The 24,156-nt window shown below is 59.5% G+C and carries 23 protein-coding genes and 1 pseudogene; 3 read left to right on the plus strand and 21 right to left on the minus strand.

What is annotated here, in order from left to right; all coding sequences use genetic code 11:
• Positions 1-94: 94 nt before the first annotated feature.
• From E8L22_RS15745 to tssJ, 21 genes and pseudogenes are all read right to left on the minus strand, one after another.
• A complete protein-coding gene (locus tag E8L22_RS15745; protein ID WP_135870929.1) occupies positions 95-541 on the minus strand; it encodes a hypothetical protein in 447 nt (148 codons plus the stop codon).
• 252 nt (positions 542-793) lie between these two features.
• Complete coding sequence (locus E8L22_RS15750) at positions 794-1,447, minus strand: phosphatase PAP2 family protein (RefSeq protein WP_136526047.1); 654 nt, start codon at positions 1,445-1,447, stop codon at positions 794-796.
• 82 nt (positions 1,448-1,529) lie between these two features.
• Positions 1,530-1,817, minus strand: a complete 288-nt coding sequence (locus E8L22_RS15755; RefSeq protein ID WP_136526048.1) for a DUF2325 domain-containing protein — start codon at positions 1,815-1,817, stop codon at positions 1,530-1,532.
• 40 nt (positions 1,818-1,857) lie between these two features.
• Positions 1,858-2,604, minus strand: a complete 747-nt coding sequence (locus E8L22_RS15760; RefSeq protein ID WP_136526049.1) for a DUF3793 family protein — start codon at positions 2,602-2,604, stop codon at positions 1,858-1,860.
• A 268-nt stretch (positions 2,605-2,872) separates the two neighbouring features.
• Complete coding sequence (locus E8L22_RS15765) at positions 2,873-3,271, minus strand: hypothetical protein (protein WP_136526050.1); 399 nt, start codon at positions 3,269-3,271, stop codon at positions 2,873-2,875.
• Entirely contained in the window at positions 3,247-3,825 is a 579-nt protein-coding gene (locus E8L22_RS15770; protein WP_162604845.1) for a DUF4123 domain-containing protein, read from the minus strand. The genes E8L22_RS15765 and E8L22_RS15770 overlap by 25 nt, the downstream gene beginning before the upstream one ends.
• Positions 3,826-3,868: 43 nt before the next feature.
• Positions 3,869-5,917 (minus strand): type VI secretion system Vgr family protein, encoded by a 2,049-nt coding sequence (locus E8L22_RS15775; RefSeq protein ID WP_136526052.1) that lies wholly within the window; start codon positions 5,915-5,917, stop codon positions 3,869-3,871.
• Positions 5,918-5,924: 7 nt separating this feature from the next.
• Positions 5,925-6,755 carry an ankyrin repeat domain-containing protein gene (locus tag E8L22_RS15780; protein ID WP_136526053.1) on the minus strand — a complete coding sequence of 277 codons (831 nt, stop codon included), beginning with the start codon at positions 6,753-6,755 and terminating at the stop codon, positions 5,925-5,927.
• 112 nt (positions 6,756-6,867) lie between these two features.
• Positions 6,868-7,692: an ankyrin repeat domain-containing protein gene (locus E8L22_RS15785; protein ID WP_136526054.1), complete on the minus strand. Its 825-nt coding sequence runs from the start codon at positions 7,690-7,692 to the stop codon at positions 6,868-6,870.
• Entirely contained in the window at positions 7,689-8,798 is a 1,110-nt protein-coding gene (locus E8L22_RS15790; protein WP_136526055.1) for a DUF2974 domain-containing protein, read from the minus strand. Before E8L22_RS15790 ends, E8L22_RS15785 begins: the two co-directional genes overlap by 4 nt.
• Before the next feature lie 2 nt (positions 8,799-8,800).
• Positions 8,801-9,805, minus strand: a complete 1,005-nt coding sequence (gene tssG / locus E8L22_RS15795) for a type VI secretion system baseplate subunit TssG (protein ID WP_246044669.1) — start codon at positions 9,803-9,805, stop codon at positions 8,801-8,803.
• Positions 9,802-11,601, minus strand: a complete 1,800-nt coding sequence (gene tssF / locus E8L22_RS15800) for a type VI secretion system baseplate subunit TssF (protein ID WP_136526056.1) — start codon at positions 11,599-11,601, stop codon at positions 9,802-9,804. Before tssF ends, tssG begins: the two co-directional genes overlap by 4 nt.
• A gap of 6 nt (positions 11,602-11,607) precedes the next feature.
• Positions 11,608-12,084, minus strand: coding sequence for a type VI secretion system baseplate subunit TssE (gene tssE / locus E8L22_RS15805; protein ID WP_136526057.1), 477 nt, complete (start codon positions 12,082-12,084; stop codon positions 11,608-11,610).
• A gap of 29 nt (positions 12,085-12,113) precedes the next feature.
• Positions 12,114-12,611: an Hcp family type VI secretion system effector gene (locus E8L22_RS15810; protein ID WP_135870913.1), complete on the minus strand. Its 498-nt coding sequence runs from the start codon at positions 12,609-12,611 to the stop codon at positions 12,114-12,116.
• 28 nt (positions 12,612-12,639) lie between these two features.
• Positions 12,640-14,118 (minus strand): annotated as a pseudogene (tssC, locus tag E8L22_RS15815) (type VI secretion system contractile sheath large subunit).
• A 14-nt stretch (positions 14,119-14,132) separates the two neighbouring features.
• Positions 14,133-14,660 (minus strand): type VI secretion system contractile sheath small subunit, encoded by a 528-nt coding sequence (gene tssB, locus E8L22_RS15820; RefSeq protein ID WP_136526058.1) that lies wholly within the window; start codon positions 14,658-14,660, stop codon positions 14,133-14,135.
• Positions 14,661-14,683: 23 nt separating this feature from the next.
• Entirely contained in the window at positions 14,684-15,985 is a 1,302-nt protein-coding gene (gene tssA / locus E8L22_RS15825; RefSeq protein ID WP_136526059.1) for a type VI secretion system protein TssA, read from the minus strand.
• A 10-nt stretch (positions 15,986-15,995) separates the two neighbouring features.
• Positions 15,996-19,397, minus strand: coding sequence for a type VI secretion protein IcmF/TssM N-terminal domain-containing protein (locus tag E8L22_RS15830; protein ID WP_136526129.1), 3,402 nt, complete (start codon positions 19,395-19,397; stop codon positions 15,996-15,998).
• A 21-nt stretch (positions 19,398-19,418) separates the two neighbouring features.
• Positions 19,419-20,081 carry a DotU family type IV/VI secretion system protein gene (locus tag E8L22_RS15835; protein ID WP_136526060.1) on the minus strand — a complete coding sequence of 221 codons (663 nt, stop codon included), beginning with the start codon at positions 20,079-20,081 and terminating at the stop codon, positions 19,419-19,421.
• Positions 20,078-21,451 carry a type VI secretion system baseplate subunit TssK gene (gene tssK, locus E8L22_RS15840; RefSeq protein WP_246044670.1) on the minus strand — a complete coding sequence of 458 codons (1,374 nt, stop codon included), beginning with the start codon at positions 21,449-21,451 and terminating at the stop codon, positions 20,078-20,080. Before tssK ends, E8L22_RS15835 begins: the two co-directional genes overlap by 4 nt.
• A 2-nt stretch (positions 21,452-21,453) precedes the next feature.
• Positions 21,454-21,939: a type VI secretion system lipoprotein TssJ gene (gene tssJ / locus E8L22_RS15845; protein ID WP_136526062.1), complete on the minus strand. Its 486-nt coding sequence runs from the start codon at positions 21,937-21,939 to the stop codon at positions 21,454-21,456.
• A 202-nt stretch (positions 21,940-22,141) separates the two neighbouring features.
• Here tssJ and mobA point away from each other — a divergent pair, with 202 nt between their 5' ends.
• The 3 genes from mobA (at position 22,142) to E8L22_RS15860 (ending at position 23,916) form a co-directional block, all read left to right on the plus strand.
• Positions 22,142-22,738 (plus strand): molybdenum cofactor guanylyltransferase, encoded by a 597-nt coding sequence (gene mobA / locus E8L22_RS15850; protein ID WP_136526063.1) that lies wholly within the window; start codon positions 22,142-22,144, stop codon positions 22,736-22,738.
• Positions 22,735-23,238, plus strand: a complete 504-nt coding sequence (gene mobB / locus E8L22_RS15855; protein WP_135870897.1) for a molybdopterin-guanine dinucleotide biosynthesis protein B — start codon at positions 22,735-22,737, stop codon at positions 23,236-23,238. The genes mobA and mobB overlap by 4 nt, the downstream gene beginning before the upstream one ends.
• A 327-nt stretch (positions 23,239-23,565) precedes the next feature.
• Positions 23,566-23,916, plus strand: a complete 351-nt coding sequence (locus E8L22_RS15860; protein ID WP_246044671.1) for a hypothetical protein — start codon at positions 23,566-23,568, stop codon at positions 23,914-23,916.
• Positions 23,917-24,156 lie beyond the last annotated feature (240 nt).

A 24,156-nucleotide genomic window follows, 5' to 3' on the forward strand; every position in this document is an offset into this window, starting at 1 on the left:
GGTTCCTCCGTAATTCTCGGATGAACAAAAAAAGGGGCTGCCGGATCATTCCGACAGCCCCTTTCTCATTTTGATAAACAGCGTGCTTTTCGTATCAGCAGGCGCTCCTCAGGAGCTTGCGACCGCTCTTGAAGACGACCTCGACCTTGCCGGACTGGCAGGCGGCGACGACGCCGGTGCCGAAAACGGGATGGGCGATCAGCGTGTTCGGCTTAAACTTTCCGTCCATGCTGTACGTTACAGCCAGGTCCGGATCGAGCGGTTCGATCATCGCTTCCCAGATCGCCTCATCCGAGACGGCCGGGGCCTTTGCCGCCCTGGTGCGCGGCGTCTTCGCCACTTTTTCAGCCTTTACTCCCTTCACTGCGGCGGCCTTTGGTTCTTTCGCGGGACGATGGTTGTGCTCGCTGCCACAGGTGTTGCATTTAACCCGCACCACCTGTCCCCCCACCATCGCCACGATGGTGTGGTTCAAGAGCGCCTTGCAACGCGTGCACTGCGAATCAACCATATCTCCTGCCGTTAAAGTTCTTCTTTCCATTGGGCCTCCCTGACCTTTTTATGCTCAAACAAAAAGGGCTTAACCGAGGCGGCTAAACCCTTTCCATGCGTTATCTGAGTGCGGTGCTCCCTGCTCCGCCATCTGCTACGTATCGTTGGTTTAACGTTGACTATTTCCTTGATGTGCCGTTGAAATATAAGGGATTTCGGCTTCGGATGCAAGGGAAAAAGCAGGCGCAAAAGCCGCACCTGACGCGGCGCCGCGGGCGAAGTGGCCGTATACGAAAGCTATTTACGAGGTGGCGCCGCCGGGGTCCTGCTTTCTGAAGAGCCAGTGGAAAAGGACGATCTCCAGCAGGACGCCGAGATAGGCGCCGGCAAGGACGTCGCTCAGGAAATGGTAGTTCGTGGTGACCAGGGCGAGCCCGAGCAGTACCCCGGTGACGGTCACCAAGATGCGGCTGCCGGGATAGAAGCGCCACAAAACGGCGAGGAGTGCGGTGATCACGATCATGTGTCCGGAAGGAAACCCCTCGCAGTGCTCCTTCATCTGGAACCAGTGGAAGCCGTAGATGCTTGGGTCGCGCAACCAGCAGCGCGTGTTGCTGCGTCCGAAGACGATTTTCAGCAGCGCCTTTGCCAGATAGGAGGATGGAGCGACCCAAAGCACCTCCCTGGCGAAGAGGGTGAGCCGATCGTAGATGGCGTGTCGGGAGCGACGTAGGTAGATCGCGAACGACCCTGCCATGGATATGAGCACCACGAACGAGAGCAGATCGGGAAGGTCAGAGGTAGTTCTGGACCAGTGGGCGTTGGCGTAGAGATAGTCCCTGACGAAGTGTGCAAGGGGGACGTCGAGGTAGAGGATGCAGAGGACGACGACCGGGGCAAGGAGCACCCCGGTCGTTATCATCCTTTTGATTGTCTGGTTGCTGGCATCGGGCATGCGGGTCCTGTACGGCGGAAGTGTCAAACAAGGCTACACGTAGCACAGGTCCGGTGCAACATGAAATACGTTATGCCGACGGCTAGTGCCCCTGCTTCAGACACTCCAGGCAGTTCCTGAAGGTGCAGATGCCGCAGGCGTGATGCATGAATACCGGTATGTCCTTCGCCTTTGCCACCTGCATCGCTTCGATCTTCACGCGATGCGACACCTTGTTGGTGAAGATGACCATGGCGTCGGCCTTTTTGAGTTTAGATGCTATGTTCGTTTCCGAGGTGCTGAAGAACTGCAGCGTCATCCCCGCACGTTGCGCCTCTTCCTGGTAGTGCTTACCCAAGCGATCCATCCCCCCGATCAGAGCTATGCACATAACGCCCTCCTGCCCGGCTTGCGGGCTTTGACATTCATTTTCACGACACGGACAAAAAAACGGTTGGTACTGCGTTGTAGGAATCTGCGACTCCTGCTGCGACGCTTCTTAAGCACTGCAAGGGGCTGCAGCCGGCGGCGAGCTTTTCAGACATCCTGCCGCGGCACTCGCGGTGGCACTCGGCGAGGCGCAGGCTCTGCTCCGGGTTGCCGAAGATCTTCCAGGGTCCCTGGCAGGTGAAGGCCAGCGGCGCCCATCCCATGAAGCCGACCACGTCCTTCAGCGGATAGCCGAGGAAGACGCCGATCTCGTGCGGGAACCCCTCCCCCGTCACCCGTTTTTCCAGTTCATCGAGGGTGGCGTCGAGATCATCCGGGTTGCCGTAACCGGATTTGCGCAGGATGATGGAGGCGCTTTTTTGCGAAAGGAGTTCGCTAAGCGCTTGCTGCGAGTAGAGCAGGAGAAGGATCGACGAACCGCGGTCGTCGAGCACCCGCACCTTGAGGCCGCTTTCCGCGAGAAGGACCTCGCCGTGCTCTTTCCAGAGGAGGTAAAGGTTTCTGCCGCAGGAGCGGCGCTTGTTGGTGAGACAGACGAGGTTCGCGGGTTTCGCGCCCTGCAGCACCTCGGCAAGCTCTAGGGCCAGGAAGGAGGCGAGACATTCCTCTTCCGTCGGGTAGAGCCCGGCAAAATCCTGCCAGGAAGTCCGCAATCCGCGTGTTGAACCCGCCGCTTCGACACCTTGCACCGCTGTCAGATCCTCTTTCACAGCAACAGCAACTTTCATCTCCCCTCCACAGCTCCTCACAGAGAATACCAATAATCTCTCAACACCTTATCGCACTGGCACACGGTTATTCCGGTGAACCGACTCGGCGATAATGAAAACTGTTATCAGTTTTATAAAGAAGAAGTGGTCCGATGTCAACAGCTAAATTTCTGGTGAGTGCATCTGTGTGATACTACCGAGGAAGCGGTGGTCAAAAGTGATGAGGGAACGGTGACAGTCGCCCCGGCTTCTGTTGGCGCTGGAGGCCGGGGCGTATGCCTTTATGTCAGTTGCCCCAAGGCTCTGTGAGGTGCAGCGCCTTTTTCAAAGCCTCGTCCGCAGCCTCAATGTTGTCCGGCTCTCCCAAAAGCGTCTCCACCCATTGATTCATGGCATGTACGCGACGCACCTCTGGCAGAGACGACAAGAGCAACGACGCCAGTTCGTCGCTCTTATCCTCGAAGTCGATGTCCAGGTACCAAAGGGCCAGGACATAGGAGGCTATCCCCTGCTCCGAGCTGAACCCCTTGTTTTCAGCCAGTTCGACTGCGGCGGCAAGAAACTGGAGGCGCTGTTCACGTTCGATCCTGTGGTAGTCGGCGAGGTCGCTTTCGAACGCAGCGTCGAGACGCTCCAGATAGGCAGCGTGTGCAGCGTCGTTCATCTGTTCGGTCCGTATTTCCATGATGCCTCCTCAACGTTCTTGTGAGGCTGTGCGATTGCCATCCTGTCATCGCGCAGCGCGTTGTCGATCAGGAAAAACTTTCTAGCTATCCCCGGGATGCCGTCCTCGGTAAGGTACCATTGCACAGGTCCAAAAAACTCCGTCGCTTCCTTCAGTGTGCACTTCGGTAAATAGTTCCGTATGACGTACGGATCGTAGAACCTGAAGTAGTATGATTTGCCGGCGTCATCCGACACATGGAACAAATGTCGGAAATGTTTGCGCAGCTCAATCATCTTGCCGTCACTCCCGCCGTAGATCCCCCAATGCCTGCCCCACCCTTTCGCCAGTAACCAGTTGGTGAAAGGACTGCCCTGCCTGAGCGATACAAGGTAGGGAGCTACCTGCGCCAGATCGGGAGGCAGCACGCCTCTCAGCAGGCAGAAGTGCTCCGCCTCGAAAGAGGCCAAAGCCGCAGGGAGATCCGGCACCGTGGCGCCATCAAGGATACTGAAAAGACTAAGACTGCGACACCCGCTTGAGAAGATTAGACCTTCAAGGCTTTGAATCATCATTTCCCTCATACTGTCGGCCGGACCAGCCGATTTACGGTCATGGTCATCTGTCGCATAATGGTGTATGTACCGCATTCGCTCTTTCAAAAGACCTTGTTTGAGGGTTAGCCTGTGAAATGTCGGCCACCTGTGTTGCGCCGGTACTCGCCGCACCAGCCCCTCCGGCTTCTTTTGGTGGCTTCGGATGTTCCGGGGATGCTCCGGTGCAAAACGCAGGCAAGCCGCCGCTGTTGATCAGCACCATCTTGCCGACTATGGTGACCCCGGCAGCACTAATATTGATGAAGTTATCTCCCACCTTCAGTGACAGTTGCGTTGAAGATTCAACTACGACGTTCTTGGCAGCCTTTATCTGAATCAGTTCTCCCGCCTGCAGGGCGCACGTCGCCTCCACCTTCAGTTGGAGATCGGCGCCTACTGACACGGACAGGGTTCCGTCGATCTTTTCATTGCAATCTCCCAGCACCTCGAGGTGCTGGTCGCGCGACACCTTCTCCAACCGGTCCCGGTTTACGACCAGGTGACGGTCCTGCCCTACCCATTCCAGTAAGTCCTCCTCTACTCGGGTCACCTGCTCCCGTTGAGCGTGGATGTACAACTGCTCCTCTCCCTTCTTGTCCTCGAAACACAGTTCGTTGTACCCTCCCCCTTCGGGAGTCGAACACGACTTGATGCAGCTTCTCGTTTTCTGGAGCGGCAGCTGGTACGGCGGCAGGTTCTGACCGTTGTGCAACTGGCCGATGACGATGGGGCGGTCCGGGTCTCCTCCGAGGAAGTCCACGACGACCTCCTGTCCTACCCGCGGCAGGAACAAGGCGCCCCAGCCGCTGCCCGCCCAGGGCTGGCTCACCCTGATCCAGCAGGAACTTTTGTCGTCACGCTTTCCCTCGCGATCCCAGTGAAACTGAACCTTCACCCGCCCGTATTGGTCCGTGTGGATTTCCTCGCCCGGCGGTCCCACTACTACCGCAGTCTGGGCTCCCTGCAGAACGGGCTTTGGCGTCAGACGCGGCGGACGGTACGGAGTATGGTACGGGATGCAGTCGAAACTGTTTCGGTAGCTCGACGGCTCATCGGTACCGTACCCTTCCATGGCATCATGACGGACCGACACGAGAAGCAGGTCCTTACCATCGAGGTTCGCGTTGCCGTGCCCCGTTAAGATGAAACGGTAGCCGCTGACAAAGGCACGACAGTCACTCCCCCCTGTGACAATAACTGAACGTGCCTCTTCCTCCTCCATTCGTATCTTCGCCAGCCGTTCCCCCTGAGCCAGTTGCTCGTAGCCGCCCGGAACATCGTAAACCTCGCGAATAGTGCCGGAGTGGCCGGGAGTGTTGCTTTGCACCTTCAGACTGGTACGAGGGACCATGAAGTTGTAATCGTTGAGGGAATATGTTGTAGAACGAAGCTGTCGGGATATGTCTAGGGAGGTGATGACATCTTCTTCGCGGGTGCCACTGGCACTGATCAGACATGAGGCTTTCCGCTGGAAAGGGCAAGGAAGATGCGCGTCCGGGGAATCGGCGAGGACCATGGTGTGTCGCCCCTTTTCATGCCTGAAGAAATAGGAGATGCCTTCCTCTTCGAGCAGGCGCGACACGAAGTTGAAATCTGTTTCTCTGTACTGCACGCAGAACTCTCTTTTCTCATAGCTCCCGCGTAATTGGAGTTGGTACCAGGAAAAGCCATGATCCGCGAAGACGCGTTCGACTATCTCGGGGGTGGACAGGTTCTGGAAAATCCTTATGTTGGCGCTTTCGCTAAGACACCAGAACCAGGGAACCACGTTACAGCGAAATGAAGAGAACCTCGCATCCTCGCCTTCCTCGCTGGCGGTCCGTCCTTGCGAAAAGGTGGAGATGATACCGTTCAGGTATCGTCTGTTGCCGTCGGCAAGAGCGATCGAGACGGTCACGTTACTTCCCAGTAGTGACTCGCACGAGATAGCGTGCTGCTCCGAAAGTAGAGACATCTCGAACCTGAAGCTGCGCGATATTCCTTCTTCCCCGCTCAGTTCGGTTAAAAGCAGAACGTCGTCGCCGAGTACTGTGCTTATGGATAAAAGCCTGTCCTGTTGGGTGAACGCCATGCGGGCCTCAGTCCTTGTGATGGGAAGAGGCGTTTGCCCGCTCTCTCCTGGCCCGAACTTCGGCAGGGGAAGGCGCCGGGAAAACCGCACCGCGCTCCGCCATCATCTCCTTCAGATGAAGCACCTTGTTATAGGTGGTGCTGCCGGGGATGTACTTCTTTAGGTGAAACTCGACTGAATAAGCAGGAGTTACACCATTTTTGGTCTCTACATGTACAGAGGCGCCTTTCTTAAGCAGCAATTCGGCCATATCGTAGTCCTGTATATCCATCGCGCACATCATCACGGTGTATCCTGCACCATCAGGATAATCTATAGGAGCTCCGCGGTTTAAAAATAGCTGTAAACATTCCCAACATGGTTGACTTGCCGCCTCGAAAATGATGTATTCCATCGTATCTTTGGAGAGCGTGGAAATCGGGGCCAAATCCAACAACAGCGATAGCATCCCAATATTTTCCAATGTCATCGCAAACAAGAAAGACCTCCCGAAGCCTAAGGCACTTAATTCCGGATCCGCACCAACTGAAATTAGAACTTTGACAGCCTCCTTATTATTTGCTGCGATCGCGTAATGAAGAGGTCTCAACCGATTGTATTTGTTGTCGAGCGGGCCTTCGTCGTTTGGGTTCGCCCCCTGAGCTACTGCAAGTTGTGCAGTGCGCATATCTCCCGCCATCGCAGCGGTCAACAAAGCTAACGTGCCCCGATCTGTAAAGTAGTATGAAGGGGGCCTCAACTTGAACTTGGATGCGGCTTCGGTGGTTGTAACCATCATGATGATTACTCCAATTGCTTTGACCACAGTGATAAGGGAATTAATAAGACGTCCAAGCATCTTTCTCTCCCGTTGCGTCCGTAATCCAATAAAGTTGCTTCACCCATACACCGGCAACCGCATATGCTTCCAGTGCCGTTGTGATGGTGCAATGCCCAAGACGCCCTCAATCTTAGGGCTGAGAAGAGGCTTTTGCCCGCTCTCTCCTGGCCCGAACCTCGGCGGGGGAAGGCGCAGGGAAAACCGCACCGCGCTCCGCCATCATTTCCTTCAGATGAAGCACTTTGTTATAGGTGGGGCTGCCGGGGATGTACTTCTTTAGGTGAAACTCGACTGAATAAGCAGGAGTTACACCACTGGGGGGGGCAATATGTATAGAGGCACCTTTTTGAAGCAGCCATTCGGCCATATCGTAATCCTGTAGATCCATGGCGGTCATTAGCACTGTGTACCCTGCACCATCTGGGAAATCAATGGGCGCACCACGCTCTAAAGATGCTTGTAAACATTTCCAGCACGATTTTCTTGCTGCCCCGAAGATAATGTATTCCATGGTGTCTTTCGAAAGCGTGTTAATTGGTCTCAAATCTAATAAAAAAGAGAATATTTCTAGATTTTTCAATGTCATTGCAAAGGAAAAAGACCTCCCATAGCCTAACGCAGGCAATTCCGGGTCCGCACCGACCGAAACTAGAACTGTGACTGCATCCTTATTGTTCGCTGCGATAGCATAATGAAGCGGCCTCAGTCGATTGTACTTGTTATCGAGGGGGCCTTCAGCGTTTGGGTCTGCCCCCTGAGCTACAGCCAATTGTGCCGCGCGCACATCTCCTGCCAGCGCAGCAGTGAGCAATGTCAACGTGCCATTATCTGCAAAGTAGTATGAAGGACCCCTCAACTTGAACCTGGGTGCGGCTTCGGCTGTTGTAGTCATCATGACGATAACTCCTATAGTTTTGATGATGGCACCTAGTGTGTTCAAAAAGCGACTGATCATTTTTTCCTCCTACCGTTCATGCAACCTTTCAATATTGTCTCGATTTCCATTTTTTGTTTTTCTGTTGAATCAATTACTTCATCCATCCCATGTAAATAAGTTCCATATTTTTCCTTAGCATCTACCTTCTTTGCCTGCTTAAGTTGGTCAATATATTCTTTGTCGTGCGAGGGGGGGATGTCTTCCTTTGTTCCGATGGCCTTGTTGGCCAAAAGAGAGAGCCCCCAGGATTGGAACAGGTTCTCTTGAGTAGATGTAAGTACTTCCCCCTTGACCCGAATCGCTGTGATTTTTTCAGCCTCAGCAGCCATGTGATTTAAGTCTGTTGAGTATCGGGCTACAGTTGCCGGATGCAGTCCTGCAGCGTTGTACGTTGAAGCTGTAAGACCACTGCCGCCTTGGGCTGCACTAGCTAATCCTCCACCTAACGAATGCCCCACAATGTGCATATCTGCCCCCCTAGCAGCTAAACGGTTTCCAATTTCCACGGCATTTTTATAATAGGGCGCCTCTTCATTCGCATCTTGATTGAAGTTGTTCTCCCAATCATCTTCAGCCATAGTAGAGCCTCGGAACGCCAACACAGCAGGCGGCCTCGGGTCCAGCCCCCACACTGCGGGATCTTTGACGTAAACAGCAGTCCTGAAATGGCTATCATCTGGCTTCAACATTTTTTCGTTTAAACCCATCTTCTCAAGCTGCTCAGCCGTCGGTTTGAGAAACCCCGGCGGCGGGTTGTCTCGCAATTCGGGGGGAGCGTCGGGATCGTTCGCCAGATACACATGCTTGGCGCAGCGCATGTTCTCAACCTCATCCATGTTCCTGCGCAGACGCGCCGCTTGCGCGGCGTGCCTCGGACAGGCAACCACTTCACTGCTCACCAAATCCATCCGTTCGCGGCGCCGCGCAGCCTTCGCATTCGTGATGCATTCCTGGCTGGCGGTGACCGGCATCGCGGAAAGCTCACCCAGTATGGAACGACGCGCCACCATGTACTCGTGCCGACGCATGGCGTCGGTCTTCCGAGCCGCTGCTTCCTGAAGCTCCTGCGACTTCTTGCGCGCCAACTCCGGCGCCAGCGCCCTCTTTATCGTGTCTGCGAACATGGCTACCCCACTTCGGACGCTGCCTGCTTGGCGATTTCGTCTGGATGGATCGTCACGAACGGGTCCTCATCGAGTGTGAATGCAGGGTCCTTCATCCAGATGGAATGGCCGAGCCTTGGTGCGTCTGGGGATGTGCAACCAAGCCTGCACACAGGGACTTCATCTTTCTTCAGCACGAGTCGAATCTCGATTTCGTATTCGAGCCCCGAAAGGAAACGCACCAGTGAGACCAGATGCCTCAGTTTCCGCACTCCCGACAGGTCGACGAACTCCTCATATCGCATGGGTCCCAGGCAAACCCGGAAGGTCGATTGGACATCGCGGGTTTCAGAGCCGCAGACGGCATCCACACCGAGCCTGCAGTTCGCCTGTCCCAGCGTTGCCTGATCCGACGGTTCCAGTGCAGCGACGCGCGGCACGAATGGTTCCACATCCGCCTTCACACCGAAAACAACTGTGACCATGCGTGCGATTGTTCCGGCCGACGTTCCCTGCCGGCTCGCTTCACCGCAGAAGTGCAGCAGTGCCGCCTCCAATGCGGCGAGGTGTTCCCGCAGTCCGCCCGTACCTAGGCCAAGAAAGCTGAAGAGATGACTGGAGAAGACATCGCTGTGGTCACGCTTTTTCTGCGGCAACAGCGCGTTTCGTTTCCAGGCGCGGTAAAAGAGGGAGACAAGACGGTGATGAAAGAGGTCGTAGAAGTCGCCCATGGAGTGATCCTTCGCCGTCTCCCGCGCGAGGACCAGTTCGTGATACCAATGCGGCAGCATGCCTGATGGACCGACGAGGCCCATGTGGGCAACCTCGACCTGGACGACGCCGTCGGCTCCGCAGCTCACACCGGCAACGTCGCCTGCGGGGAAGGCAAAGCCTTTCCGGGCCTTGAAGCGGATTCGCTCCGTGTCAGGCGAGATTGCCTCACCGACTCCCACGTCGCTCGGATGCATCCGCTCCAGCAGTTGGACGACCTGAAAAAATCGTGCGCCCTTCAGCGCGTTCCTTTTCACAGCAGCACCCTGTCGCCGCTTCGGGGAGGCCAAACCTTGATGACGGTGTCGTTGCTTGCATCCCTGGCAACCATCTGTACGAACGAATTCACCGAAACGTACTGCCCGAGGAATCTCTCCAGAATCGAGGAGAAGAGGTAAACGCCGCTGCCGACGTACTGCTCCTGGTCAAGAACGACGGTCACTTCGGTCCCACGGCAGAAGCCACCTGCCACCCTTCTGGTGACGGGGCGCGAGTTCACCGAGACGATGCCGTTGATCTGCTGCCTGGTGGCTGGCGACGCGGCAAAATCGTACAGCGACAGTAGCTCCCTCAGTGCACCCGCTCCACCGTCAACGAGTGAAAGGTAGTTCAAAGAGAGGTGGGAGATCAGACGCCGCTGCCGGGCACCATCGAGTGTGGGGCGCAAAGGCATGGTCGGCTTGACGAGGCAAGTGATCGCCGTTAAAGGCGCGGCAGACTCGGTTTCGAATGCACAGGCGGGAGCGCCGATGGAGAGTTTCGCTGGAAGATCGCGGTTGGAGCAGGTGGCGCGGACCAATACCGTTTCGTCACTCGGCGCGGTCCCATCGCCAGCAAGGTCGCAAAAGGAAAGGAAGATCTCGGTGCCGCCATCGTGCGGGCGCGAGGCTGGCCGTCGCTGCAACTGCCACAGACCCGCACCTTCACCAGCTTCACCATCTTCCCCGTTGCAGTCCGGAAAGACCGGGCGGTAGCGCTTCACCTGACCGGGTGCGGTGGACGCGGTGGAAGTCACCTCGTCCACGGTGAGCACCTCCATCGCCCCCTCCCGTCTCAGGTCCGGGACCACGCGGTAATCACTCTTCCGGTGATCCAGCCTGATCGGCTCGGCTACCCTTTGGAACGCGTTCACGACAGGGGTCGCGTAGAGGCAGAAAGTCTCCGGTCCAACGGTAAGAGGTTCCGGCACAGCGGTATCGAGGTAGCACAGCAGATCCAGGACGCGGCCGAACGCGCTATTTCTCAGTACGGACAGTCCGGTGATTTCGAAGAAGAGGAACTTCTGAGGAAATGCGAAGTATTCAAGGAGCAGCCGGTAGCCCGGAAAGGAGCGCTCAGGGTACGGGAAAAGCCCCTCGTCCGCGGCAAAGCCCACCGGAAGCAGGCAGCCGGGCGCAAGTTGCAGCGAGGCGGCGGACGAGGTGTCTGCAGATGCACATTCAACGGCGCAGACGTGGTTCATGAGCAACTGGTACAGCGGGAAGACGACCTGTGGCTGTCCGTTCAGATAAAAGCGCAGGGTATCGCCATGGAAGCGGGAAAAGTCGAGGCCGTTGTGAAAGAACAACCTGATCCTCACCATCCGCTGCGCACCCTTGATCAATTTTCCCGGTACCTCTAGGTGCGCGTCGATCACCTCTATGGGCCAGAGGGTAACGGGATAAACCGTCCTGAACCGGCAGGAAGTCCCGTTAACCGGCCTGGAAAAGAGCTCCGTCCCCCTTGCGACATGATAACCCGCCTCGGGGACGTTCCTGAAGAGCGGTGCGAAGCGCACAACGGACAGCGACGGGATCGGAGCGGTCAGTTGCGGGTAGAGAACTTCCAACAGCGACTGGGTGATCTCCGGCAGGCCGTCATCGATCTTGCGCTGAATGCGGGCGCACAAAAAGGCGCACGCCTCGATCAGGCGTTCTGTGTGCGGGTCCTCGCACTTGCCCGGCTCGAGCAGGAGCCTACCAGCGATTTTGGGATATTTCCTGGCGAAGTCGCTCCCCATATCGCGTAGGAAGCTCAGTTCTCTTTCGAAGTAGTCGAGGATGTCATCGGGCATGGCAGGTCACGAGAGAATGGTGTAGGAGCCGCTGTTGATATCGAAGTGGGTGTCGAAAGCCGTCGCAACCGCCACCGTTTCGATGTGCAGCACGGCCTCGATTCGGAAACTCAGGGTGCGTTCCTCCGGCGTCGGAGCAAAGCGGACCGTCACGTCTTTAAGCCGTGGCTCGAAGGAAGACAGGAGCCTGATGATCTCGAGGCGTATCGCCTGTCGCACCGCCTGCGAACGCGGGTTCTCCAGACTGAAATCGCGGCTGCCGTAGGTGAGGATTGAGTTGATGACGTGCGGAGCGAGTCCGAGGTTCGAGGTGAGGCCCGTGCATGACCTGGTGTTGAAGAGGTTCTCCAGGTCGCGCAGTACCGACGAGACCTGCGCATTGATGCCGGTGCGTGAACACTGGACAGGCTCATCCGGGCTTTCCGGCTGTTGGTCCATGAGCCTGTCCAGTAACGACTTTGCCGGTTCCGGCTGGTATCGCATTGTCCCTCCCGATCTGGATGCCTGTCCCGCTACACCTTCTTGTTCGTCTCGAGGTTCCACCCCGCCGCAACCTGTCCGCCGCCGGAGCCATCGGCGCGCATCTGCTGGGTGTAGGCGATTTCGATCTTGCCGAAGTTGAAGGCGATCTCCTCAACCGGGATGGCCTCACCCGCGTGGGCGCTGCCGCCGGGGCGGTCCAGGCTGATAATGACGTTGGAGAGCTTGTACTCCATGTATTTCAGCTTATCCCCGCCGGCGCGACAGATCTCCAGGGTCACGCTCGGAATGTGTTTCCCGTTGGCGCAGGCCTCGAAGAGCTTGGGGCTCGACTTGTCCAGTACCTTCACCACGCTGAAATCGGAAAAGCTCGCCCGCTCCGCCGACGCGCCTCCTGCGCTGCTTGCGGTGCCGGAAGTGGGCTGGGTGACGGAGAAGTTGTACGAGAGCACCTCGATCCAGTCCCTGTGCTTGTCGTCGCTGCTCTCCCCAGGGATCCCTTCTATCTTCAGGAAGGCATCAAAGGCCATTTTGCGTCCTCCTTTGCGCGTTCACCCTTCAGCCGTTTTGGGGCGAAGGGAGGTTGGCGACGAGCCTCAGCGAGATGGTGAGCTCGTCGAGCTGGTAATGGGGTTTCAGGAAGGCGACGGCGCGGTAGCATCCCGGCCGCCCCGGCTGGTCGTACACCTCCACACGTGCCTCCCGAAGCGGAAAGCGCGCCTTCATCTCCTGCCCGGCATCGTCGTCGAGAAGCACGTACCGGGAAATCCAACGGTTCAGGTAATCCTCGACGTTCTTCCTGGTCTCGAAGCTCCCCACCTTGTCGCGCATCATCGCCTTCAGGTAGTGGGCAAAGCGCGACACCGCGAGGATGTACGGCAACTGTCCGGAGAGTCTGGCGTTAGCATTGGCGAGGTCGGTGTCGTAGAGTTTCGGTTTGTGCGCGCTCTGCACGCTGAAGAAGGCGGCCGTGTCGGTTCCCTTGCAGTGCACGAGCGGAACGAACCCCAGATCGGCAAGCTCCTTTTCGCGCCGGTCCGTGATGGAGGTCTCGGTCGGACACTTCGCGGCCAGCTCACCCTCGCCGGTGTCGAAGGTGTGGATGGGAAGGTCGGCAACCGCCCCGCCCCCCTCGACACCGCGTATGGCGGCGGTCCAGCCGTAGCGGGAAAAGGCGTCGGTGACGCGCCCGGCGAGGCAGTAGGCAGCGTTACCCCAGAGATAGCTGCCGTGATCGGCCGTCTCCTCCTCGAACTGGAACGATTCCGCCGCGTCGCTTTCCGGCGTGTAGGGAAGCCGCATCAGCACGTGCGGCAGACAAAGCGCCACGTACTTCGCGTCCTCGGACATCCGGAAGGAGCGCCACCTGGTGTACTCGGCCCCCTGGAAGATCTTCGCCAGATCGCGCGGGGCGTCCATATCCGTAAAGCTGTCCAGCCCGAACATGGTGGAAGAGGCGGAAGTGAGAAGCGGTGCGTGTGCCGCTGCCGCCACCTCGGACATGCGCGTCAGAAGGGTCAGATCCTGGGGCGTGTTGCCGAACTCGTAGTCTCCCACGAGGCAGCCGTAGGATGAGCCGCCGAAGCTGCCGAATTCCTCCTCGTACACCTTTTTGAAAAGGGTCGACTGGTCGAACTCCGCTGCCTTCTCCATGTCGCCGGCGAGTTACCGCTTGGAAACGTTCAGGACGCGAACCTTAAGGTTGCTCCCCGTCTCGCTCCGACTCACGAGGGACCAGAGCCCGCGCCACGAAGCCTCCAGCTTCTGGAATTCCTGATGGTGCATGATCTCGTTCACCTGGTCGCTGATCAATTGGTCGATCTGGGCGATCCTCGCGTGAATCATCCGGGAGGTGTCCCCGGTGACCGTGATCTCTCCATCGACCACCTGCCGCACCAGCTCGGTCAGCATCTCGTGCGCGTATTCCTTCTGCTCTTCGCAACGCGCAAGACGCCCTTCGCTCACGATCAGGTCGAACAACGGGCCGCCTGGCCGCGGCACGGCGCACTGCACCACTTCTCTCTCTTGTTCTTCCATGCCATCCTCCTTTGTCAGGCACCCTCCCCGTTCCCGAGTTCGCCCTCACCGGGGCGGTGACAGATCGCCTTCAGGGCATCGCCGCTCTCCAGCAGCTCCCGCAGCAGTTCCTCCAGGCGGTCGTTGCCGTCCAGCCGGTTCAACAGGTCCGCGAGCCTGCGCCTTGCCTCAACCAGCTTCCGCAGCGGCTCGACCTGCTGCGCCACGCGTTCCGGACGGAAGTCTTCGAGGGCTCCAAAGCGAAGCTGGACGCCGAACTCAGAACCGTCGCCGCAGAGCGTGTTGGCGACCCGGAAGGCGAGCCTCGGCTTCATCCCTTCCATCACGTGGTTGAAATTGTCCCTGTCGAGTTCCACGAACCTCCTCTCCTTCAGCCTCGGAAGGGGCGCGAGCGGCGCTCCCGACAGGTCGGCGAGAACTCCCACCACGAACGGGATTTCCTTCACCTCGACCCCGTCTCCCAGCTCTACGTCGTAGGTGATGCGGACCCGCGGTGCCCTCACACGCTCCAGCTTGTGCTGCAGACTTTCCGAAGTGACCATGGTTCCTCCCTTTTCCTTTTCGATCAGATGCGGTACTGCATTGCCTTCGTCACGTCGAACGAGCAGATACGTCGCAAAAGCAGTTGTGCGAGGTCCAGATCGCTCTCCCGCGGTCCTCCGGCCAGGAGACAGCGGTAGTAGGTTTCCAGCACCTCGGCGATCCAAAGCGGCGACTCCCAGCGCTCCAGGTGCAGCTCTTCGATGATGCCGTGCAACTCCTCGACGATCGGCCGCGCGAGGTCCGGGCGTCCGGCTTCCAGGCAAAGCCGCCCAATCATGAGCCGCACGCGGTTTCTGTCGCGTACCGAACCGGCTGCGTTGCCCGCGTACAAGAGCATGGCGAGCGCTTCCTGAAAGCGTCCCGCCGCCAGCATGACTAGAGCCTCTTCCCAGAGCGCATCGGCGGCGGGCGCGGCAGTTACAACCTCGGATACGGCGGCTACCGGCGCATGGGCGGTGCCTCCGGCGGGGTTCTGTTCACGGTGCACTGCCGACTCGAGCACCGGGGCGACCGGGTCCGCATGAGCGGCGGGAGCTCCACCGTAAACCCGGTCGAGGAGTGCGCTGCAGGCGTCGATCACCCCGATCAGATCGGACAGGCTGGGCGCAGCGCCGCCGAACTTCTCTTCAAGAAGGAGCACGAGTTGCTCGAGGCTCTCGCGGCAGCCGGAGAGCTGTGCGCGGGTCTCCCTGGCAAAGCGCCCCTTCGACTGCTCGGCGGCGGCGTCGAACGCCTCGGCACTCACAGCATCCTCGGCGAGGAGCGCCTCCCGCCTGTTCTTTTTCTCCTCGTCGATCTCGCCGTAACGGTTCTTCGTCTCCGCCTCGCTGCCGACCTGGCGGGACTGCTGCCACTTGAGCCATGAGTATCCGTGCGTGACCTCGGGGTCGGTGAGAGGTATGTGCCTTACGTGCAGCGCGACCTTTTCGTTCAGGAACTGAAACGGGGCTGCACGGTACTCCAGGTCGCCGCCTTCGGGCTGGGGGTAGATTCCTTCCCAGAAGCGCTCCACGAGCCCCACAACCAGCCGCACCCCCTGTTCAAGGCCGCGGAAGCCGTGCAGCACGGTGAGGGCCTCGGCAAGCCAGACGGCAATTTGCAGGTCCTTGCTCCGCGTGCTGAGCGCCGATACGGTGAGGGAAACCGCCTTCTCCCAGTTCGCCGTCTTCACCGAATGCCGCCAGTCCCCCATGGAGATGTCATCCTCGCAGCGCCTCGCCTCCATGATCTCCTCGTAGCAGGTCGTGTAGCGCAGGTCTGTTCCTGCCGGGTCCGTCCCGGATATGGGCAATAGCAGCTCGTCGATGACTATTCCTTGCGTCATGGTGCCTCCCCTAATCCCAGCATTCCGCGATCCTTGCCGGAACTCTGGCCGGCAGCGAGTCCTCCTTAGGCGATGCGATGCCGTCGGCCCCGAATAAACGGTAGTTCACGCGGATGAACCGTATCCCCATCCGTTCCAGTGCCGCCTTATCGTGCGGGAAATCGCGTGGACGGAAGGTGTGCCTGCCCCCGGGGAAGTCCCGAAGAAACGCTGCGAAACCATCGCTTCCCGGATACCTCCTGGTGAGAACGGTGTCTCCCACCTCGATCTGGAAAACAACCTCGCCGCAGGCTTCCGGGGTCCAGATGAAGGGCTTGCTCACGGGGTAATTCATGTTGGAAATGACCTGGGAGCCGGTGGCGCAGTTAAGCTCCAGCCTGGTTCCCTGCGGTTTTATGCGTGCTTCGGGATTCGCATCGGTGGGGAGCCCCTTGATGGTGACCTGGTAGACCGCTTTCGGCGGGGGGGCGATGGAGGCGAGCCTGACCTTCCCTCCTCTCGCCAGGAAGGAATAGAACTCGGGCCGAAACGGGATCGACCCGCCGAGGGCCGACTTCGGATAGTAGCCGCGCGCCGGGCTCCAGCCGATGAAGGGGTTGGCGTAATCGCCCACATACTTCCACACCGGCCCGTCCTTTCCGAGCAGGTACTGCAGGGTCTGTGCGCCCGCGCTCCCCTGCACTTCCTTCAACACCGTCTGCTCCCACTGCGACTGCAGCACGCAGGCGGTCTCCATCCTTATGTAAGTGCCGTAGAAGGTGATCGGGCCGAAAAGAAGCCGGTAGAAGGTGTCGTCGTCGCCTCCCTGAATCAGCAGCCTGTTTAATTTCTGCGCCGCGTCCGCTGCCTGAAATAATGGTGATTTTCCCGCATCCGAAGCGTCGGTGAAGGCCTGCAGCGCCATCTTGTGGGCGAGCGCCCGTGATTTTGCCACCGGTGCGACCTGTGCCACCGCGTTCAGATACTCCTTCGCGAGGTTCACCCCTTCGTTATTGCCGGAGAAGCCACTGATCTTGTCCCCGGAGCGGCCCATGGCGCCGGCCACCCGGCTCACCTGCCCGGTGAAGGAGGCGACCCCGGCAGGGCCTGCCGAACGAAGTGCCTGGAATCGGTACAGCTCTGTGACCCATGACGGCAGCGCCTCGTTGCCGAGCGGCTCGATTTCGTTCAGCACCCTGCGCATGAAACTGAAATACGGTCCCTGCTCCCCCGCCATGACCGCCGCGGTGTTCTGCCACTCGCCCGGGGCGAGCAGGCGCTGTTCACCCAAAGGAAGTGAAACGGCGAAGTCCTGCCAGGCCTGGAAGGAAGCCTGGCGGTGACGGTGAAGGAAATCGGTACGCATCGCGTCGAGCGCCCCGGCATCCGGATACGCGGTGCAGATCTCGTCCAGGAGGCGGCGGAGCGTTTCACTCCCGCGACGGGTGAAGACAGGCATGATGCCCGGCTCCCCTGCCGCCGTCCGCGATCCGTGCCAGAACTCCTTGAGCGAAAGCGCCGCCCCCGCCTCCTCCCGGTTCACGTAGTCCAAGAGCCAGGAGAAGTCGTTGTTCCTCGCGATAGCCGCCTGCTTCAACAGCTGCTGCAGCCACTGCCGTTCATGGGTAATGCCGCCCTGGTCGGTGCGCCACGCGACGTAGGCGAGGTAGAGCTTCTCGGCATCCGGTGGCGCAAAGCGCTGCGGCCATGCCAGGGGCGGGCGCTGCGACGCAACATCCGCAGTTTCGTCCTCCTCGCTCTCCAGACGCTCCTTCAGAAGGTTGCAACGTCGGCATAGGTGGATGATGCAGGTCCCGACGACCTCATCCGGGGTATTTGGTGAGAGGCTCGCGACGGCGGCGACCAGCCCCGCATCGGCGCCGTTCAGGATGTGATCGCGGAAGCTGCGGCAATAAAGGCTTTTGAGGGTTTGTTCCGCGTCGAGGCTGCGGGTGAGACCGAAGCGGGGTACCCACCACCCACGGTTCTCCTGCTCCACCTCGACGATGGCGCGGCGCATTCTCTCCAGGACGGCGCTGTCCGCAGCAGGTTCGCCCCGTAATTGTGGCGCGGTGACGGCAAGGGGCGCGGCGTTTCGCAGTACGGTCAGGTTTTTCATGAAGGAGCCGGTCAGCAGCAGACAGAGGGAAACGCCGAAAACGAGGCAGCAGGCAAGAACCAGGTTGTCCGAGGTATGGCGCCACTTCGCGCTCCGCGCACTAGGCGCCCAAAGGCCACGGTCCCGCGGGAGCACCTTTTCGAAAAAGTCGTGCAGGAAGAGGCCTCGCCTCCCCCCCGAGTCCCCACCCTGCGCATCGCTTGCCGCAGATGGTAAGGCACCGTCTGCGCCATGCCGCGCGCTGCACAAGTAGATGCCACGCAAGCGGGGGGTCTCCTGGTAGTGGTTGCTCGCGAAGGCAGCGCGCATGAAGATGTCGAGCCCGGAACGGAGACCGCGCAGCCGGTCCGGGAACAGGAGCCGTCGCCCGTTCCAGCCAGACGCGTTGCCGCCCTGCAAAAGCAGCAGGCGCAACGTACGCAGGCGTTCATCCAGCGCTACGAGAAGCCGGTCTACGAAGGCGGAAGGTTCTTCTCCCGGATCGAGCTTCGCAAGACCCATCGGCTGGAACAGGCTCGCTTCAGGGAGCTTTCCGCAGAACTCGCTCATGCCGTCGATGAGGTCGCATCTGGTGATGAGGAGGTAGACGGGGAAGGTGATGCCAAGCAGACGGATCATCTCGTCGAGGCGGCAACGCAGCTCGCGCCCCTGGTCCTCCAGGTCCTCGGAGGCTCCTGCCGCAAGCTTGTCAGCCGCCACGGTCATGATGACGCCGTTCACCGCCTCGGCATGACGATACTTTTTCAAGAGGGCTAGAAATGCCAGCCACTCATCGCGATCCGTGGTATCGAGCGGCACCGCGTAGCGTCCCGCCGTGTCGACGACGATCCCCTGGTCGTAGAAATGCCACGTGCAGTTCGCCGTCGCGGTGCCATCTCCCTGGGCTTCCGAGAAAGGAGAGAAGAGGTGCGCGCCACGCACGGCGCTCGTCTTTCCGGAACCGCTCTCGCCGAGGACGAGGTACCAGGGGAGAACGTGCAGCGGGTCACCCTCCTGTTTGAGGTTCGACCGTTTCAGTACGCCAATGGCGCTCCGCCAGCTCTGCTGGAGGTCCCAGAGGCGGTCCCTATCCGCCGGGGTCAGTTCGCCCGGCAGGGAGGGTGCCCGCTCCTTTGGGGTCTCTTCCGATCTCTTTTGCAGCACCCTCCTCACCATTTCGAGCATCCCCCACAGGAAGAGTGCGATGAACGGCATGAGGATGCCGATGCGCCATGGCCAGGTGAGGACCGGGAACATCACGAGAACGATCACCGTCATCGGAAGCAGCGCCGCGATGAAAAGCACGTACTTGCAGCAGTTGAGCAAGGTGTACATCTTCACGATGCACCTCCCAGGCTAGGGGTCCGGAAGGACCAGCCCGCTTAGCACGTAGCGATAGACGAGGTACAAAACGACAAACAGGATGAACGGGGATGTGATCAGCATCGCGGGGAGCGGTCGCAGCGGGAACCATGTCACCTTTTCCGCCGCACGAGGCTGGCAGTCGGGCACGAGGGCGCCGGGGAATAACTCCATCCCGTCGATATCGGGAACTCCCTGCGGGGCGTCGAAGAGAAGCTTCCGTTGCGCGCTTCTGACCTGCTCCAGTTGAAGCTCTCCTTCCGGGCCGAGGTAGCGCCCCCTGAAACCGAGGGCGAGGCAAAGGCAGAAGACCTCGCGCGCCTGCTGTTTCTGCCCAAGCGCCTGCAACCGCTCGAAGGCCTCCACACCTGCGTCGGTGGTCTGGTAGAAGTGACGCTGCAACTGCTCATGCTGCCAATGGTGCGTGTCGCACCACTGCGAACCGAGCAGGGTCTCGTCCACCCAGGCGCACACGATGAAGCGGGCCGCGTCGTACTGTTCCGGGTCGAGGGCGCCTGCCCTGCTCATCGTCTCCGACTGCGCCAGGAGCTGTCGGATCTCACCTTTCACCTGTTCATACGGGGGGCACGCAGGCAATGCGTCGCGGAAATCGACGATCCGGGCAATAAGAGGCATGAAGCAGTCGATCACTCTCATGGTCTGCTCACTATCATGATTTCGGCCGTGAGGTCGGCAGGGGCCTGGTCCCAAAAGAGCGCGAGGTTGTTCCACTTCTGCACCTGTTCCCATTGGTCGCTGCGGCTGTCGATGGCGAAGTAGATGGAACGGGTGCGCCGCGGCAGTTCCTGGGGAGGAGTCGGGAGGTGGTGCAGTGGGATGCCGGGCAGCGCCTGGGAGATCAGAAGCGGAAGCCGTTCGCGGGCACTCAACTTCGCGACCCCGGCCAGGGAAACGAGCACGGACTCGGCCTCTTCGTCCGTGGAAAGAACCAGGAAGAAGCGGCCCCGCCCCTGGAAGTGGGAGGGCGCCAGCTCGGAGCTGAAATAGTTGCCGTCATAGGTCATGGAGAGGGAGTAATCGGGGCCTGCGGTGATCTGCTGCAGGAGCATGAGGATGAGGTCGTGAGCCTGGGAGAAGCATCGTGCCAGGTCGAGATGGCGGTAATCCGGCAGAAGGCGCTCTTCCCCCCCACATGAGACGGTTTCGGAAAACGATGAAAGTTCCGCGACTAGCTGCGTCAGCGCCCCGTAGACCAGCCACGGGTGGGACTCCCCCGCCAACAGGTGATCGAGCTGCGCCAGGTGACGGTTCAGCGTTCTAAGAGCGAGAAGATAGACGAGATCCTTGGAGCCGAACTCGGCGTCCTGAACGCCGCGCTGCTTCTTGCCCGCCTCGAGAGCACGGCAACGCGCGGAAACCAGATCCCGTATTTCACGCACCACCGCCAAGAGGGGCTGTGAGGACGCGATGCTCACCGAAGGAGGAATGAAATCACGGGAGAGCTCGACCGTTTCGTTGCGCAGTTCCAGCCTTGCAAAGGGGATGAGCAGGTAGTCGCCCAGGAGGTCGAGCTCGTCTTCCCAGAAGATCCTCGCAAGGTGGCTCAACTGTCGGACCTCCGCTGCCGGGCCTGCACCGTATAGGTCCGGACGGCTCATCCCCACCTCATCCGTCACGAAACGACTCGCCACCCGTCCGAGCGGCTCCCCTTGCTCGACGACCGTCACGTTCTCACCCTGCTCCTGCCACTTCCTCAGCCCGAGATAGGCGATCAGCGCACCGCCGGCCGCCTCCATGGTTTCCGGCAGCAGCCGCGGCTCGATCACGGCGTTTCCCGGAAATTTGAGGAAGGTTCCGTCAGGGAAGAGGAATTCTCCGGCGGTAACGGAAAGCGAACGCATGCCTGACGCGGCAAGCTCGACGTCGGCCCGGCAGACGCCCCAAAGATGCGGCGTGGTCCATTGACGGAAGGGAGTGAAGCGGAGTTCCGCGCTCCGTTCGGCGAGCTGGAAATGCTGCGGCTGCAGGAACATACCCTGGTGCCAGAAGACAGGTCCGTGTGGCATGGTCATTCCACCCTCGCCCCGGCGATCTCCAGCGCGCCCAAATCGACGCGGAGTCGCCCGCCCCTTGATTCGGTCGGCAGGGGCACAAGCTCCGTCGCCTTCTTCCCCTGGTGGTAATAGCCGGTGGCAAGGCCCAGGTAACGGGCTCCCTCCACCTTGTCGCAATTCTGGGACACCGTCTGTCCGGGTTGCACTACAATCTGGCGCGCACTGACCACCGATGCGTCGAAACGGCCGCACTCAAGGAGCCTCGGCAAGCCGTCCCGTGCCTGGACAAGCAGCCTGAATCCCTCCGGCTCCCTTAGCTGGTAGAGGCATAGCATCAGGGCGTGGCTGGTCTTTTCGTAGCGGTTCAACTGAGGATCCGCCTGCACCGTGAGGCTCATCACCGTGCTTCCGCTCCCCTTCCCCTCTCCCCGCACCTGCGGTGAACATGCGGCGGTAAGACAGCCCGCCATTACCGCGATGACCAGGTTGTACTTGTGCATAGGCCACCCCGCGCCAGTGAGATGTGGCGAGGAACACTTCGGATCCCCGCCCGGCGACAAGGCAAAAGATTAGCATAAATTTATTTTTAGCAAGTAGCAGGACGGGATTTAATTTGTGATCGAGCCGGAGGGGACTTATGGTATAAACGGATGTGCTTTGGTAACGATCGACGAGAACGATAAGGAATGCAGGGGACGGACAATGCCGGAAACCGAGGCTTTGGATATTACGGGGGCGATCCTCGTCGGTGGAAAGAGCCGTCGCATGGGACGCGACAAGGCGCTCCTTGAGTTTCGCGGCAGGCCGCTCTTCGAGCGCGTTCTAGATCTCTTCCAGGAGTCGTTTCCGCAGGTTGTGCTGGTAGGAAACCAGGGGGAGCGCTTTGAAGGGTACGGGGTTCGCGTCCTTCCCGACCTCGTCCCCGGCAGCTCGCTGGGCGGTATCTACACGGCGCTTGCCTCTGTGCAGACCGAATGGGTTTTCGTGGCGTCGTGCGACCTACCCTTCCCGAGCCGCGCGGTCCTGCATTATCTCTGCTCGCTCTCGGAAGGGTGCGACGCCGTCGTCCCCAGAACCGAACACGGCTATGAGCCGCTCTTCGCGCTTTACTCGCGCCGCTGCCTGCAGCCGATCGACGAGCTGTTGCAAAGCGGCGATTGCTGCGCCTACGCCTGGTATCCCAAGGTGAGGGTCAGGGAAGTGGGACCTGAAGAGATCGCCGCACTCGATCCTGCCGGGATCGCCTTCATCAATCTGAACACGCCGGAAGACATAGAAAAGACAGGAGAGACCCAATGACGGTAAAGGCAGTATCCTTCGTGGCAAAATCGAACACCGGAAAGACCACCCTACTGGAAAAGGTCATCGCCCACCTGAAAGAACGGGGTTACAAGGTGGGGGTCATAAAGCATGACGCGCACCGCTTCGACATCGACCATCCGGGCAAGGACAGCTACCGCCTCACCGCGGCTGGCGCCGACACCATGCTGATCTCGTCGCCGGAGAAGCTCGCCATCGTGAAGAAACACACCCAGTCCCCCCCCATCGAGGAACTCATCGAGACCTACTTTGCGGACCTGGACATCGTCCTGACCGAAGGGTTCAAGAAGAGCGGCATGCCCAAGATCGAGGTGAACCGTCAGGAGAGAAGCACGGAACTGCTCTGCCGCGGCGAAAATCACGACCCCACCCTCGTGGCGGTCGCAAGCGACGCCGATTTGGCGCTCGACGTGCCGGTATTGGACCTGAACGACCCCAGCGCCGTCGCCGACTTCATCGAGGAAACCTTTCTGCAGTAATTTCCGGAAGCATCAGATCAGGGCGCGTCTCTCCAGAGGCGCGCCTCCGGTCGCAGTTCGCGTCGTCAAGGCTCGCCGAACCGCTGTTCATGCGGCAGCTTCACCCTCCCCCCCCCCCGCGTCACATACCAATTTCTCCCGCTTGATTTCCGTGCACCCCACAGTATTGTTAATTTCGGTACATTAACAAAAACCACCACAGTCAAATCTTCGTCCACGGAAGAAAGGAGGTGCGATGTGACAAGTCAGAGTCCCCGAATACAGCGAAACTACCGCAACCAAGCGCCGACAAGATTTCACGAGGCCAACCAGAGGACAAGGACCGCCTTGGCGGACAAAACCAGATTTCCCGACACGTTCTGGGGGGAGAAACTGGGGCTGATCCAAGCGTATTTCACGGTATCCGATAAGCATGATGCCGTGTACCACGAAGCCAAGTACGGCAGCAGACTGGTGATCTCGCAACGGGACATACTCCAGGCACAGCTCGTCACGCTTTTGGATCAGATCGTATCTTTTCTGGAAATGGCTGCCGTGCGCGATCCGGAGATCCTCCTCGCCTCCGGCTTCGACATGACCAAGGAGAGAAGAGGTGGCTCCAGGGTAAAGGCAGCACCCGCAGCCCGGATGGCAGAAAATGCCGACTCTAAAGAGGGAGAAAGCAGCACCCAAGACTGACCCACTCTACCTATGCATTTTGGGTCGTGAGTTGAGGGGGATGCGGGTCGCATCCCCCAGTTTATTCCCAGCAGGAAAGCTACCTTTTCTGCCCCCCCAGGTATCTCCCCCCCCTTTCAAACCATATCTCTCGGTCAACGACTCATCCAGAGCGGTCAACGACTTGTCCAGAGCGGTCAACGACTCGTTCAGAGCGATCAACGACTCTTCCAGAGCGGTCAACGACTCGTGCGGAGCGGT

The sequence above is a fragment of the Geomonas ferrireducens genome (genome assembly GCF_004917065.1).
In the GTDB taxonomy this organism is placed as follows: Bacteria; Desulfobacterota; Desulfuromonadia; order Geobacterales; family Geobacteraceae; genus Geomonas; species Geomonas ferrireducens.